The sequence below is a fragment of the Streptomyces cinerochromogenes genome, from assembly GCF_014648635.1.
Taxonomy (GTDB): Bacteria; Actinomycetota; Actinomycetes; order Streptomycetales; family Streptomycetaceae; genus Streptomyces; species Streptomyces cinerochromogenes.
This window is the reverse complement of record NZ_BMRM01000013.1, coordinates 55,012-70,019: the sequence shown is the minus strand read 5'-3', so window position 1 is coordinate 70,019 and position 15,008 is coordinate 55,012. Positions and strand designations below refer to the sequence as shown.

At 71.8% G+C, this 15,008-nt stretch carries 10 protein-coding genes; 8 read left to right on the top strand and 2 right to left on the bottom strand.

Translation table 11 applies throughout. The features are described 5' to 3' along the window. Window positions 1-34 precede the first annotated feature (34 nt). Complete coding sequence (locus tag IEZ20_RS24510; protein WP_189302361.1) at window positions 35-190, top strand: hypothetical protein; 156 nt, start codon at window positions 35-37, stop codon at window positions 188-190. On the opposite strand, the gene IEZ20_RS24505 is transcribed toward IEZ20_RS24510, so the two are convergent. Continuing rightward, window positions 187-2,997 (bottom strand): SpoIIE family protein phosphatase, encoded by a 2,811-nt coding sequence (locus tag IEZ20_RS24505; protein ID WP_189302359.1) that lies wholly within the window; start codon window positions 2,995-2,997, stop codon window positions 187-189. The two genes, IEZ20_RS24510 and IEZ20_RS24505, sit on opposite strands and share 4 nt — an antisense overlap. A 283-nt stretch (window positions 2,998-3,280) precedes the next feature. Here IEZ20_RS24505 and IEZ20_RS24500 point away from each other — a divergent pair, with 283 nt between their 5' ends. Then, a complete protein-coding gene (locus IEZ20_RS24500) occupies window positions 3,281-4,336 on the top strand; it encodes a PP2C family protein-serine/threonine phosphatase (RefSeq protein ID WP_189302357.1) in 1,056 nt (351 codons plus the stop codon). 82 nt (window positions 4,337-4,418) lie between these two features. On the opposite strand, the gene IEZ20_RS24495 is transcribed toward IEZ20_RS24500, so the two are convergent. After that, entirely contained in the window at window positions 4,419-6,842 is a 2,424-nt protein-coding gene (locus tag IEZ20_RS24495) for a SpoIIE family protein phosphatase (RefSeq protein ID WP_189302354.1), read from the bottom strand. Between the two features lie 192 nt (window positions 6,843-7,034). Between IEZ20_RS24495 and IEZ20_RS24490 the strand changes: the two genes are divergently transcribed. The 6 genes from IEZ20_RS24490 to IEZ20_RS24465 all read left to right on the top strand — a co-directional run bounded on the left by IEZ20_RS24490 (window position 7,035) and on the right by IEZ20_RS24465 (window position 14,780). Next, entirely contained in the window at window positions 7,035-7,610 is a 576-nt protein-coding gene (locus IEZ20_RS24490) for a PadR family transcriptional regulator (RefSeq protein ID WP_189302352.1), read from the top strand. 180 nt (window positions 7,611-7,790) lie between these two features. Continuing rightward, window positions 7,791-9,515 carry an acyl-CoA dehydrogenase family protein gene (locus IEZ20_RS24485; RefSeq protein WP_189302350.1) on the top strand — a complete coding sequence of 575 codons (1,725 nt, stop codon included), beginning with the start codon at window positions 7,791-7,793 and terminating at the stop codon, window positions 9,513-9,515. Window positions 9,516-10,742: 1,227 nt separating this feature from the next. Continuing rightward, on the top strand, window positions 10,743-10,943 hold the full coding sequence (locus IEZ20_RS24480) for an SCO3870 family protein (RefSeq protein WP_189302348.1): 201 nt from the start codon (window positions 10,743-10,745) through the stop codon (window positions 10,941-10,943). Between the two features lie 163 nt (window positions 10,944-11,106). Next, a complete protein-coding gene (locus tag IEZ20_RS24475) occupies window positions 11,107-12,390 on the top strand; it encodes an NAD(P)/FAD-dependent oxidoreductase (protein ID WP_189302346.1) in 1,284 nt (427 codons plus the stop codon). 18 nt (window positions 12,391-12,408) lie between these two features. Further along, complete coding sequence (locus IEZ20_RS24470; protein WP_189302344.1) at window positions 12,409-13,362, top strand: sigma-70 family RNA polymerase sigma factor; 954 nt, start codon at window positions 12,409-12,411, stop codon at window positions 13,360-13,362. Between the two features lie 284 nt (window positions 13,363-13,646). Beyond that, the gene (locus IEZ20_RS24465; RefSeq protein WP_189302342.1) at window positions 13,647-14,780 is read left to right on the top strand and encodes a hypothetical protein; all 1,134 of its coding nucleotides are present in this window, start codon (window positions 13,647-13,649) and stop codon (window positions 14,778-14,780) included. Window positions 14,781-15,008: the final 228 nt, after the last annotated feature.

Genomic DNA, 15,008 nt, shown 5'->3' with positions numbered 1-15,008 from the left:
AAGCTCCTCGACGGGCTTCGTGTTGGCTGCCTCCATGGTCTGTGTGGTCCGCCGCTGCCGAGGTGGCCGACGCGCCGAGGACGTGTGGGTGGCCGTGGCCGCACGGACCAGGCGGCTGGAGGCCGAGCCGGTCGAGACCCACTGGTTCCAGGTCGAGCCGGCCGAGGCCGGCTGGTCCAGGTCGAGCTAGTCCAGGTCGAGCTGGTCGAGGTCGAGCTGGTCGAGAAGGAAGTCGACCGGTGCGAGCCGCGGCGCCGCGGACGTGCCGTCCCGGAGATCCTGTTCCGCCCAGATGACCTTGCCGCGGGTCGTGTACCGCGTCCCCCACCGCTGGGCGAACTGTGCCACCAAGAACAGCCCCCGCCCGCCTTCGTCCGTGGTCGCCGCCCGCCGCAGGCGCGGCGAGGTGCCGCTGCCGTCCGAGACCTCGCAGATCAGGCAGCGTCCGTGCAGCAGCCGCACGCCCACCGGCGGCGAGCCGTACCGGATCGCGTTCGTGACCAGTTCGCTGACGATCAGTTCCGTGGCGAACCCGGTCTCCTCCAACCCCCACTCCCGCAACGTCTCCCTGCAGCGCGCCCGCACCGAGGGAACCAGCGCCGGGTCCGGCGGCACCTCCCACTCGGCCACGCGCGACGGCGGGAACGTCCGCGTACGTGCCGTGAGCAGCGCGATGTCGTCGCTGGAGTGGGACGGCTGCAGGGCGTCGATCACCGTCTGGCACGTCTCCTCCGGGGTACGGCTCCCGGACCCGTCCAAGGCCCGGCGCAGCCTCTCCAGTCCCACGTCGATGTCCTGGGTGCGGTCCTCCACCAGGCCGTCGGTGTACAGCACCAGCTGTGACCCCTGCGGCAGGGACAGCTCGGTGGTCTCGAACGGGTAGCCGCCCAGACCGAGGGGCGCCGAGGCCGGCACCCCGGCACAGGTGACCGTCCCGTCCGGGCGCACCACGACCGGTTCCGGGTGCCCCGCACGGGCCATGGTGCAGACCCCCGCCACCGGGTCGTAGACCGCGTAGAGGCAGGTCGCCCCGGTCACGCCCTCGCCCTCGCGCTCCTCCTCCGCGCCACCCGTCTGCTCCTCGTTGTCCATGCGGGCGACCAGGTCGTCCAGGTTCCCGAGCACCTCGTCCACGGGCAGGTCCAGGACGGCGAAGTTGTGTACCGCCGTACGCAGCCGGCCCATCGTCGCCGCCGCGTGCAGGCCGCGCCCGACGACGTCACCCATCACCAGGGCCACGCGGGCCCCGGGAAGCGGGATGACGTCGAACCAGTCCCCGCCCACACCCGCCTCCGCCGGCAGATACCGCCAGGCCACCTCCAGCGCGTCCTGTTCCGGCTGCCCCCGCGGCAGCAGACTGCGTTGGAGTGTCACCGCCATCGCGTGTTCCCGGGTGAACCTCCGGGCGTTGTCGATGGCCACCGCGGCCCGTACGGCCAGTTCCTCCGCGAAGGTGAGGTCCTCGGGCTCGAACGTGGGGGAGTCCACCGTGCGGTAGAAGTTCACCACGCCCAGTGCCACGTCCCGCGCCCGCAGCGGGACGGTCACCAGTGACCGCAGCCCGCACTCCAGCGCCGTCCTGGCGCGCTCCGGATCCTGTTCCCGCCAGCCGTGCGCCTGCCGCAGGTCCGGCTCCAGCACGCCCCGCCCCTCCTGCAGCGTCCGCAGCTGCGGGCTCCGGGCCGAGAAGGTGATCGCTTCGCCCAGCGGATACACCGGCACCATCCGCTGGTCACCGCCGATCGCCACGCGGCGCAGCTGCCGCCAGCCCTCCGCGGTCGGCTCCCACCCGCGCAGCACCGCGTCGAGCAGGTCCACCGTCACCAGGTCGGCGAACTGCGGCGTCGCCACCTCGGCCAGCTCCTGGGCCGTACGCCCCACGTCCAGGGTCGTACCGATCCTCACCCCGGCCTCGTACAGCAGCTTCAGCCGCTCCCGTGCGACCTCGGCCCGCCCCGAGACCGCCGCCAGCTCGGTGGTGTCCCGCAGGGTCACCACGCTGCCTCCCCGGTCGGCGTGCGGGTACGTCGGCCGCTTGTTCACCGCGAGCAGCCGGTCCCCTGCGCGATGCACCTCGTCGGTGACCGTCTCCGGCGACGTCAGCAGGCGCATGAGCGGATCCGGCAGCCCCAGCTCCCGCACCGGGCGCCCCCGCACGTCGTCCGGCAGCCCGAGCAGCCGCGTCGCCTCGGGGTTCGCGAGCAGCAGTCGTCCGTCGGCGCCGGTGATCAGCACCCCCTCCCGCACCGCGTGCAGGACCGCGTCGTGGTGCTCGTACAACTGCGCGAGCTCCTCCGGGGACAAGCCGTGCGTGTGCCGTCGCAGCCGGCGGGACACCAGCGTCGTTCCCGTCACGGCGAGCGCCAGCGCGGTCGCGCCACTGCCCAGGACGATCGGCAGTTGCGGCAGCCACAGCGCCGCCACGTTCTTGACCTCGAGCCCGGCGGAGACCAGGCCGACCACCTTGCCGCGGGAGTCGGTCACCGGGACGACGGCCTGCACGGTCGTCCCCTTGCCCGCGGGCAGAGGCGGTCCGCCGGCCTCCTCGATGACGGTACGGCCGTGCAGCGCCGGTTCGATGGTGCCGACGAACTTCTTCCCGATCTCCCGCGGATAGGGGTACGTATAACGAATTCCTGTCGTGCTCATGGCGATAACGAAGTCCATGCCCGTGCGCTTGCGTGCCTCCTCGGCCCGCGGCTGGAGCACCGCCGACGGGTCCCGGCTCCGCAGGGCCGCGGCCGTGCCGGGGGCGCTCGCGAACGACTCGGCCGCGATGACCGACGCCCGCCGCCCCTGCAGCAGAGCGTCACGCGCCGCCTGGAGCAACATGCCCGCCATGGCGGCCACGACCAGCAGGAGCACGATGGCGACCTGGAGAAGGAACACCTGACCGGCCGCACTGCGCGGATCCAGCAGGGAGGTGCGACGTTCACGCGGACGTCCGTCGAGCGGATGATGTTCCGGGCCCCGTGAGCGCCCGGAAAAGACCTCCATACACCCTTGATAACACCACTGTGGGCAGTCGGCGCTGCTCGGTCCCGTCGCGCGGCCGCCGTGTCACCGTCCACGAGGAGCGTTCGCCGTCGGACCGTACTGGCGGGTCCGGCGGCCCCTGGCGCGTCCGGCACCCCTCGCGCGTCCGGCGGCCGGCCGGTGCGCTCGGGGCGGGCGCTCTCACGGAACGAAGACCGTTGTGCCCCGATAAGATACTTTTGTGATCAGGACAGGACGGCCTCGGCGTCACCGCCCTCCTTACGGTGGCCGACGCGAGCCCGTGATGCTGTCCCCGGTGCTCCTCACCGTCGTCATCTCCGCGCTGGCCTTCGCCACCCCCAGGGAGATCGCCTTCAGTCGTCTCCTGCCCGTCGCACCCGCCATCGCCGCCGCGATGTGGCCCGTGGTCCCGACGATCCTGCTGGGGGTGTTCTGCCTGCTGGTCATGATCGGGCTCAGCCTCGTCTACTCCGACCTGGGAACGCCCTACACGGCGGCTGCGATCGCCGCGGTCACTCTGGCGGCCGCCTATACGAGCCATCTCCGGCTCCTGCGGGAGGAGACCATCTTCCAGATCCGGCTCGTCGCCGACGCCGCCCAGCAGGTGCTGCTGCGCCCGCTGCCGCGCCGGGTCCAGGACGTCGAGATCGAGTCGCTGTACCTGGCCGCCCAGGAGCAGGCCCGCATCGGGGGCGACTTCTACGAGGTGGCCGACACGCCCTACGGGGTGCGGCTGCTCATCGGTGACGTGCGCGGTAAGGGGCTGTCCGCGGTGGGGGCCGCCTCGGCGGTGATCAACTGCTTCCGGGAGAACGCGTACGACCAGCCCGACCTGAGGGGCGTCATCCATCGCCTGGAGACCAGCATCGGCCGCTACAGCGTGGCGATGCTCGACCCCGACCAGCCCGAGCACTTCGCCACCGCCCTGATCGCCGAGATCCAGTACGGGGGAGGGCAGGTCAAGATCCTCAACTGCGGGCATCCCCCGCCCTTGCTGATGCGGAGCGGAGAGATCCGCGTCCTCGAACCCACCGTGCCCTCACCGCCCCTCAACCTGGCCGCGCTCCTCGGCGGCGACTACACCATCGACACCGTCCCCTTCGCCTCCGGCGACCAGATGCTGCTCTACACCGACGGAGTGACGGAGACCCGGGACCGCACCGGCACGTTCTTCCCGCTGCCCGAGTGGATCCGGCAACTCGGCCCGGCGGCGCCCCGTGAGCTGCTGGACCGGCTCCACCGGGACCTGCTCCGCTACAGCGGCGGAAGGCTCGAGGACGACATCGCTGCCGTCGCCGTCCGCTGCGGACACCCCGGGGCCCGACAGGGCTCCGCATAGGCGGCCGGGAGCCACCGTCGCGGCTCGAGGCGCTCGGCGGTTCACCGCAGCCTTCGGGTGCGCCCGCTGCGGCAACGCGCTGCTAGGAAATGGCCAGCTCGGCCCAGATGGTCTTCCCCGACGCGGTGTAGCGCGTGCCCCAGCGCTGGGACATCTGGGCGACGAGGAAGAGGCCGCGGCCTCCTTCGTCGTCCCGTCGCGCTCGCCGCAGATGGGGTGCGGTGTGCGCATTGTCGGAGACCTCGCACAGCAGGCAGCGGTCCCTGATCAGCCGCAGCATGACGGGCCCGGTGGCGTACCGGATGCTGTTGGTGACCAGCTCGCTCACCACGAGTGCCGCGCTGAACGACAGTTCGGACAGGCCCCAGTCCGCCAGTTGGCGTTCGGTGTCCGTGCGGGCCCGCGCCACCATGGCCGGGTCGGGCGGCAGCTCCAGGTCCGCCACGCGGTCGGCGCCGAGCCGCCGGGTGCGGACGAGCAGCAGCGTGGCATCGTCCGGCTGCGGGCCGGGCGGCCGGGCCGACAGGGCGCGGTCGCACAGTTCCTCCAGCGGGCAGCGCTGCCAGGTGAGTACATGGGCCAGCCGGTCGATGCCGCTGTCGATGTCGGTGTGCCGGTCCTCCACGACCCCGTCGGTGAAGAACGCCACGACGCTGCCACCGGGCAGACTCAGCTCGACGTTCTCGTAGGGCAGCCCGCCCAGGCCCAGGGGCGGTCCCGGTGCGAGCGCGGACAGGGCCACCGAGCCGCTCGCGTCGGCGACGATCGGCGGGGGATGACCCGCGCTCGCCCAGACACACCGGCCGCCGACCGGGTCGTAGATCGCGTACAGGCAGGTCACCCCGAGCGTCTCGTCGCCGAGCCCGTCGTCGGCATCGGTCTCCGCGTCCTGCGCGACCAGGCCGTCCAGCCGGGTGAGCAGCTCGGCCGGATCCAGGTCCAGCAGGGCCAGGGTCCGTACGGTGGCGCGCAGCCGGCCCATGGTCGCGGCCGCGTGCACCCCGTGGCCCACCACGTCGCCGACGGTCAGGCCCACTCGGGCACCGGACAGCGGGATCAGGTCGAACCAGTCGCCGCCCACGCCCACGCGGCTGTCGGCGGGCAGGTAGCGGTACGCCACGTCGACCGCGCTCTGCTCGGGCAGGTGCTGTGGCAGCAGGCTCCGCTGGAGGACCAGGGCCGCCGCGTGCTGACTGGTGTACCGGCGGGCGTTGTCGATGCCGACGGCGGCTCGTTCGGCCAGTTCCACGGCGAGCGTCTGCTCCTCGGGCCCGAAGCGGTCGGGGTTGCTGCTGCGCCGGAAGGTGGCAAGACCGAGGACCGCGTTGCGGGTGAGCAGCGGGACGAAGAGGGAGGAGTGCGAGGGGTGGGGGGAGTGCGAGGAGGCCGGGCCCGTACCGACCGGAGTCCCGGGCGGGGAGCCGACCGGTGTTCCTGGCGGGGCGGCGTCGACGACGGGGCGGCTGGAGGCCAGGCTCTGCGCCTGCGGCGAGGAGGGCGGGTAGGAGACGGGACTGGTCCGGAACTCCTCCGGTGTCCGGCCGTGCATCCGCAGCAGGCTGTGCCCCGGCGCCGAGCCCGTGGGCGGCTGCCGCCCCTCGATGACCGCCGGCGCCAGGTCCACCAGCACCTCGTCGGCCAGCTGCGGTACCGCCACGTCCGCGAGTTCCGCGGCCGTACGCCGCACGTCCAGCGAGGCACCGATGCGCTTTCCCGCCCGTACGAGCAGCGACAGTCGTTCCTGGGCCCGGTAGCGGTCCGTGATGTCGAGGGACTCCTCGAAGAGCCCCAGCAGTTCCCCCCGGGCGTCCACCATGCGGTGGTACGAGCAGGACCAGACGTGCTCGCGCACCGGGTCGGCAGGGGCACGCCCGCGATAGTGCATGCCCATGATCGGTTCCCCCGTCGTCAGCACGTGCTCCATGATCTGGTCTTCGTCCGGAGGGTGGTGGCGGGAGATGAACTCGCCCTCGGGGAAGAGGTCCGCGGCCGGTCGGCCGATGTACTGGCCGATGCCCGCCAGCTCCAGATCGGTGGAGACGTTCCCCCAGACCACGCGCATGTCGGTGTCGAAGATCGTCAAGCCCACGGCGGACTCGGTCGCCAGTCCCTGCAGCATCGCCAGCTGAGCCTCCCAGCCGCGCAGCACTGCCAGGTCGGCCGCGACCACGACGGTCGCAGCGGCGCCCTGGTGCGCGAGCGGGCTGAACGTCACGGCCGCGCGCAGGGTACGGCCGTCCCGGCAGCAGAGGTCGAGCACCGTGCTGCGGGGCCTGTGCGCCGTGCACAGCTTGCAGAGGCTGGACAGTCGCTGCTCGGGGGTGGCTGCCAGCAGCCGGGCAGCCGACTGCCCGAGCACGTCCTCGGGGGAATGTCCGAGCAGGCGCCGGGCCGAGGATCCCCATCCGCACACGCGGCCCTCGGCGTCCAGTACCGCGGCGGCGGCCTTGGAGAGGTCCAGGGGGCTGTGGAAATCGACGTTGGCGGCATTCGGAAAACGATCCATGGCACCGCTTCCCTTCGTGCCCCCTCAGGATCCCGTGCGGCAGGACGGACGACAACCGCACCCGTGATCACGACGTGCCGGGTGGCCGGCACGGGGCGGGCAACGGGGACAGGGGCCGTCCGCGGGGTGAGCCGTGTCGCATCCGGGCGGGAAGGCTTGTTATGCAACGAGTTGCATAGCATGATCGTCGTCATGGCGCTCGAACACGCGATCCTCGTGTCACTTCTGGAGAAGCCAGGCTCCGGCTATGAGCTGGCCCGGCGCTTCGAGCGGTCCATCGGCTACTTCTGGACCGCCACCCACCAGCAGATCTACCGCGTGCTCAAGCGCATGGAGAACGACGGCTGGGTCGACGTCCGGGACGTCCCGCAGCAGGGCCGCCCGGACAAGAAGGAGTACTCCGTCGCCGACCTCGGCCGGGCCGCGCTGACCTCCTGGCTGCACGATCCGATCGAGCCGGAGAGCGTCCGCCACGACCTGGCCGTGAAGATCCGGGGCGCCGCCTTCGACGACGACCCGTCCGCCCTGATCCACGAGGTGGAACGGCACCGGCAGACGCATCGCGGCCGGCTGGCGCACTACCTCGCGGGCGAGGCGCGGGACTTCCCGGCGCCGGAGGCGAGCGGGGCCGGCCCGGGGGCGCCGCTCGACGCGGAACGGGAGCTGCAGCACGTCGTGCTGCGCGGCGGCATCGCGTACGAGCGGATGATGATCGGCTGGCTGGACGACGTGCTGGCCACGCTGGCCCGGTTCGGCCCGGCCCGCTGACCGACGCCGCACCCGCCGCCGTACTCCCGACCACCTGCCTCGCCCGGCCCCGATCCGCCCGGCCCCGATCCACCTGGCCTTGATCCGCCCGGTCCCGGTCCGCCCCGTCCCGCCTCGGGCGGGCCGGCCGTCAGACCCCCGATCCCATTCCCCGTCCACCAGCCGAAAGGCGTCATCCCCATGGCTGACCAGCTGCTGTTCAACCCGCGCACCTACGACCCCGCGCACTTCGACCCCGAGACGCGCCGCCTGCTGCGGGCCACCGTCGACTGGTTCGAGGAGCGCGGGAAGCGGCGGTTGACCGAGGACTACCGCACCCGCGCGTGGCTCGGTGACTTCCTCGCCTTCGCGGCCAAGGAGAACCTGTTCGCCACCTTCCTGACGCCGTCGTCCGCCGCGGGGGAGGGGCAACCGGACAAGCGGTGGGACACCGCCCGGATCGCCGCACTCAACGAGATCCTGGGCTTCTACGGCCTCGACTACTGGTATGCCTGGCAGGTCACGATCCTCGGCCTCGGCCCGGTCTGGCAGAGCGACAACGCCGCCGCACGCGCCCGCGCCGCAGAACTCCTCGCCCAGGGAGAGGTGTTCGCGTTCGGCCTGTCCGAGAAGGCCCACGGCGCCGACATCTACTCCACCGACATGCTGCTCGAACCCGACGGCAACGGCGGCTTCCGGGCCACCGGCTCCAAGTACTACATAGGCAACGGCAACGCCGCGGGACTCGTCTCCGTCTTCGGCCGCCGTACCGACGTCGAGGGCCCCGACGGCTACGTCTTCTTCGCCGCCGACAGCCGTCACCCTGCCTACCATCTGGTCAAGAACGTCGTCGACTCCTCGAAGTTCGTCAGCGAGTTCCGCCTGGAGGACTATCCCGTAGCGGCCGAGGACGTCCTGCACACCGGCCGTGCCGCCTTCGACGCCGCCCTCAACACGGTCAACGTGGGCAAGTTCAACCTGTGCACCGCCTCGATCGGCATCTGCGAGCACGCGATGTACGAAGCCGTCACCCACGCCCACAACCGCATCCTCTACGGCCGTCCCGTGACGAGCTTCCCGCACGTGCGGCGCGAGCTGACCGACGCGTACGTCAGGCTCGTCGGCATGAAGTTCTTCAGCGACCGCGCTGTCGACTACTTCCGTTCCGCCGGCCCGGACGACCGCCGCTACCTGCTCTTCAACCCGATGACGAAGATGAAGGTGACCACGGAGGGCGAGAAGGTCATCGACCTGATGTGGGACGTCATCGCGGCCAAGGGCTTCGAGAAGGACAACTACTTCGGCCAGGCGGCCGTCGAGATCCGCGGCCTGCCGAAGCTGGAGGGCACGGTCCACGTCAACCTGGCGCTGATCCTGAAGTTCATGCGCGCCCACCTCCTCGACCCGGTCGAGTACCCCGCCGTACCGACCCGCCTCGACGCGGCCGACGACGACTTCCTGTTCCGGCAGGGACCGGCGCGCGGCCTCGGCGCGGTGCGCTTCCACGACTGGCGGCCCGCCTTCGACGCGTACGCGCACCTGCCCAACGTGAGCCGCTTCCGCGAACAGGCCGACGCCCTCTGCGACTTCGTCGCCACGGCCGCTCCCGATGCCGAGCAGAGCCGCGACCTCGACCTCGTGCTCTCGGTCGGTCAGCTCTTCGCCCTCGTCGTGCACGCGCAGCTCATCCTGGAGCAGGTCGCCCTGACCGGACTCGACGAGGACGTGCTCGACGAACTCTTCGCCGTCCTCGTCCGGGACTTCTCCACGCACGCCGTCGAGCTGCACGGCAAGGACTCGGCGACCGCACAGCAGCAGGAATGGGCGCTGGGTTCGATCCGACGGCCGGTCGTCGACGCGGCACGCACCGAGCGGGTCTGGCATCGGGTCGAGGCGCTGTCCGGCGCGTACGAGATGGCCCCGTAGACACGCCGTACACATCGAAGGAGCGCCTCACGGGGGCCGGGCCGCGCGGGCCCGGCCCCCGGGTTGCCGCCGCTGGTCACCTGGTCCGCACCGTGAGAGCACAGGGGGAGCGCGTCACGGCGGCTGGGCCTTCCCCGCCGTACCCCACGCCTCACGGGAGGCCGGTCACCAACGACTTTGCCGCAGCGTTACATACCCCACATTGTCGGCCGACGATTGAGCACGCGTTGCCTGCGTCCCGTTGACCCCGGTAGCTGCTGACCGCTGCCCGGCTCGGGTCACCCCTTGCCTTCCGTCAACTCGACAACTGAGAACGGCCGCTTCATGGACTACTGCATTCCGTGCAACCGCACGCTCAACGGCGCCGTAACCTGCCCCGAGTGCGGGGCGTACGACTCCGGCATGACACAGCCGAGCGAGCGGAGAGACGGTGCTCCGGCCGTCGACGGAGCGATGCCGGAAGTCCTCTTCAACGGGGATCCGGGCTCCTCCGAGTCCCCCCTTCTCGGCCCGCCGACTCCGCCGCAGGACCTGCCGGCGGACCGGTACGACCGCCCGCCGCGGCTGAAGAAGTACGCCGTCCAGTCCGTTGTCGCGGTCGCCTTCACCATCCTCGGCGGCGTGGCCACCGCGTCGGTGCTCCTCCAGTCGACAGCCCCGCGAGCAGCCCCGCCCCCGGAGTCGTCCTCGGTGGAGCCGGAGGTCCGCGTCACCGGCTCCCCGGCCTCACCGGAGAGGGAGTCCACGCATCCGGCGCGAAGCGGCGTCCGGGACCGGAACAGTGGCGACGACCGGCGCCCCGCACCGGCGCCGCCTCGCCGCAGGCCACCGGTCTCCTCGCCTTCCGCCGCCACCACCAGTGCGCCGCCACCAGTGAAGGAGAAGCCCACCCCCCGGCCCTCCAGCAGCCGCCGTTCCAGCCCGCCCTCGCGAACGGCGACCCCGTCCACGCGTCCCTCCGCCAGTCCTTCGGACGGCACCAGCCCCTCTCCCACCAGGAGCGGCTCACCGAGCACGTCGCCTTCCCCCGCCCGCTGACCCCTGAACTCAAGTCCCGCGCAGCCGAGTGGGACCCGGGCTCCACGCCGGCCGGCAGACCAAGGCGTCCTTCGGTTCCCTCGCCGTGCCGGTGGCGACCCCGACTCAGGCCGGGCAAAGGGACGTTGACCCCGGACACGTAGAGTCTGGTACTGACCAGTCGCCTCGCATTGTGGAGGAAGTACACCCATGTCCAAGGTCCCGTTCGGCTCCCTGGCTGCCGCGATCGCGGCGCTCGGGACGGCCCTCGGCTTCTTCGCGCTCCAGCTCCGCGCAGACGGATACGAGCAGTACGTCGAATCAGTGGCCAACTTCAGCGTCGTGATGTACGTGACCGCGGCGCTGATCGTGGTGACGTGGCTCCGTGACGGCCGGCCGCACTCGAACTGAGTTCCACGGCGGCAACGGCGGCGGGCGCGGAGCCGGTGGCTTGGCGCCCGCCACCTTGCACCCCGTGGCCATGTGACGCACGACACATGCGATGTCTGTCAGGGATCGGGCTGCTGTTCCGCTCAACCCACCGAGGGAGCAAGCGAACAGGCAGGAGAGACACATGAAGCACCGCATCGTGGTCCTCGGGGCCGGCTATGCCGGGGCCTACGCGGCCGGGAACCTGGCGCGCCGGCTGTCTCCGGCGGACGCCGAGATCACCGTGGTCAACGCTGTACCGGACTTCGTCCAGCGATTGCGGCTGCACCAGCTCGCGGCCGGCCAGGAGATCGAGACCCCCAAGCTCGCCGACGTCTTCGCGGGGACGGGGATACGGCTGCGTCTGGCCCGTGTCACCGCTGTCGACCCCGAGCGCCGGACCGTCGCCGTGGCCGACGCCGAGGGCGGCGGCGAGATCGGCTACGACACGCTGTTCTACGCGCTCGGCAGTCACGTCGACGACCGCGGCGTCCCCGGCGTGGCCGAGCACGCCTTCGACGTCGCCGGCCGGCCCTCGGCGCTGCGCCTGCGCGAGCGCCTGGACAGCCTGGACGAGCGGGGCGAAAGGGGGAGTGTGCTGGTCGTCGGGGACGGGCTGACCGGCATCGAGACCGCCACCGAACTCGCCGAGTCCCGGCCCGGCCTGTCGGTGACGCTGGTCGCCCGCGGTGGGCTGGGCGCCCACTTGTCCGCCGGAGCCCGCAGCCACCTGCGTCGGGCCTGTGCCCGGCTGGGCATCACCGTCCTGGAACACACCAGCGTCGAAGCCGTCGAACCGACCCGGGTGCTGTGCGCCGACGGCACTGTGCTGGCATCCGACGCGACCGTCTGGGCAGCCGGGTTCGCGGTCAGCCCCATCGCCGCCACGGGCGGGCTGGAGGTGACCGGGGACGGCCGGATCGTCGTCGATCGCACGATGCGGTCCGTCTCGCACCCGGACGTCCACGCCGCCGGCGACAGCGTCTGTGCCGTCGGCGACAACGGCCGGCCCCTGCCGATGTCCTGCGCCTCGGCCGGCTACACCAGCATGCAGGCGGTTGCCGCGGTCGTGGGACGCCTGACCGGCCGCCGGATCCCCCACACCAGACTGGAGTACCTGGGCAACCACATCAGCCTCGGGCGGCGGGACGGCATCCTGCAGATGGTCGACGACGAAGCGCGGGCGAAGCCGAAGTACATGGGCGGCCGGAAGGCCGCACGGATCAAGGCGGGCATTCTCAACGCCTCGCTGTGGACCACCTCGCACCCGACCTTCGGGTTGCCCAAACGCCGACGCAGCCTGGTTGCCGCCCCGGACACGTCCCTGGACACGTCCGCGGGCACGCCGGCGGTTTCGCCCACGAACTCGTCCACGAACTCTTCCGCGGAATCGTCCGGGAGTTCGTCCGCCGAGAAGTCGATCGCGTAGCCGCCCGGGGTGGTCCGCGTGGACAGCACCGTCACCGAAGCCTTCGACACGCCTCGGTTCGAGGCCAGCCGGAACCGGCTGGCCTCCTTGGCGTACCGTCTCCTCGGCTCCGCCGCCGACGCGGAGGACGCCGTACAGGACGCGTTCCTGCACTGGCAGGCCGCCGACCGGCAGCTCATCAAGGTGCCGGAGGCATGGCTGACCAAGGTCGTCACCAACCTGTGCCTGGACCGGCTCCGCTCGGCACGGGCCCGCCGTGAACGCGCCGTGGGCGCCTGGCTTCCCGAACCGCTCCTCGACGGCGACCCGATGCTCGGCCCGGCCGACACCTTCGAGCAGCGCGAATCGGTCTCCCTGGCCGTGCTGACTCTCGTGGAGCGCCTGTCGCCCTGTGAGCGGGCCGTCTACGTCCTGCGCGAAGCGTTCTCCTACAGCCACGCCGAGATCGCCGGGATCCTCGACATCACCGAGTCCGCGAGCCAGCAGCACCTCCACCGCGCCCGGCGCCGCATCATCGCCGCACGCCGCGGCGGCGGTGAGGTCGACCCGGCGTCCGCCCGCGGCATCGTCGAGGAATTCCTCGCCGCTGCCGCCTCGGGCCGTACCGAACGGCTGGTGGCACTGCTCACCGACGACGCTACAGCGATCTCCGACGGCGCGGGACTGACCGAGAAGCTGGTGCGGTTCGACACCGCGCGGCGCATCGCCGCGGTCGCACGGGCCGGCTTCACACCCTCACCCGCGAAACGACGACTGGCCGGCGGTACGCCCGCCATCCACTACGCGCTCGTCAACGGCGCCCCCGCCATCCTCTTCGTGGTCGGCGACCAGGTCGTCGGCGCCGTGACCTTCGACCTCGCGGGCGGCAGGATCGCGACCGTGCGCGGCATCGCCGCCCCCGCACGCCTCACCCGCCTCGCCGAAGCCTGGCGACAGCACGAACCGGGGACGCCGCTCGTCAGCCAGTGGTGATACCCCGCGCCCCAAGAACTCCTCACAGATTCTGGAGGGCGGTGCTCTTGCCCGCCGGTGCTACGACGTCGGGCTGCTGCTGCGGACTCCGCGGCGTATGCCGGTCTCTGCGAGCATGCCGAACTGGCGGTGCAGTCCGGCGCCGGGCACCGTCCCCGGCTCGACGATCGTGTGTGGTTCACACTGACGCAGTACGCATCCACGCCCTTCCGGAAGCTGATCAAGGGGGCGTAATCTCCTTGCCGCGCACGAGATCTTCACGGTCGGGGTCAGGGGGAGACCGCATGCAGCACCTTTCCACACCACTCGCCAGGGCTCTGGGGGCGGCGGCTCTCGTGTCGACGGCCGCCGCATGGGGCGCGGCGACGTTCCGGAGCGACACCGGCCGACGCCTCGACATCGTCGTGCTGCTGGCCCTGGCGGCGCTGTTCGCCCTGGGCTGGCTGCTGGCCTCTCGGTCAGCCCCCCTCGTGAAACCGCTGCCGGCGACCGCCCCTGCCCGGACGGCGATCCCCGGCAAGCTGGGAGCGGTACGCCGCGACTGGGGGCTCATCGCCGCGGCCTATCTCACCGTCTGGGCACCCAACGTGGCCGCCTGCGCAGCCAACGAGGGCCGCGAGTCGCTCCTGGGTGACCTGTTCGTCGTGCTCACCTTCGTCCTGGGTGCCGCGCTGTCCCTGTGCAACCTCTCCCTGCTCCAGAGCTACCTCGATCCCGCGCAGCGCATGCTCAGGGAAGACGCCGCCGCGGGCGGCGTGCACGCGGTTCGTGTCCGGTTCGGTACCCCGGTCCGGGAGACGTACCGGTACCCGACAGGGACGGGTGTCGGCCGGATCGGCGTCAGATCCTCGTACCACATCGAGCTGGTACCCGAGGGTGAGACCGACGGCCGAGGGACCGTCCGGCTCCGGGCGACGCACGCCGGCCACAGCGTCATCGTCAGCGAGAAACACCTCACCCATGCCGCTGCCCAGCTCGTGGGGCACGGCGGCTGGCTGTGCTGGCCGACCCGGTGGCGCGACATCGCGGGCACGGAGAAGGAGCGCAAGGTTGCCGCCGCCTTCGTCTCCGACTCCGGCCATGTGGTCTGGGGCGTGACGCAGGAGGAGGACTACGCGCCCTACCTGCGCCAGGGTGCCGCACCGGTGTGCGCGACCGACACCGCGCTCACTGTCACGCCGCTTCCCCGGCCGTCCCGCTACTTCCCGAAGGTGCACGGCCGGCACCTGGGCGTCGCGGCGGTCGGCGCCCTCCTCGCGCTGCCGTTCCTGCTGGACGTCGTCCCGTACTGGGCCAGCCTGCTGTTGGGCGTCTTCTCGGGGGCCCTCGGGATCTTCGCCGGGATGACGCTGGACGGAGTGGGCGTCGACCAGGAACCGTGGAGCGTACGCGAGAGGCTGCATCCCGCGCTGCAGTGACGCGGCCCGGCGGCCCGGTGCAGGCGGCGTTCCCCGTCGGACGCCCGACTCGCCCAGGACAGGCGGCCGGGCACCCCGGCACTGGGAGTCCGGAACTCGACGACGTGCGCGCCGCCCTCAACCACCCCGCGGTCGCCTTGGTCCTCACCGGCCCCCCGCACCGCGGACACCTCCGCACACAGCTGCCCGCGGCCGACGTGGTCGTCGCCCCGAAGGTCCTGGACCACA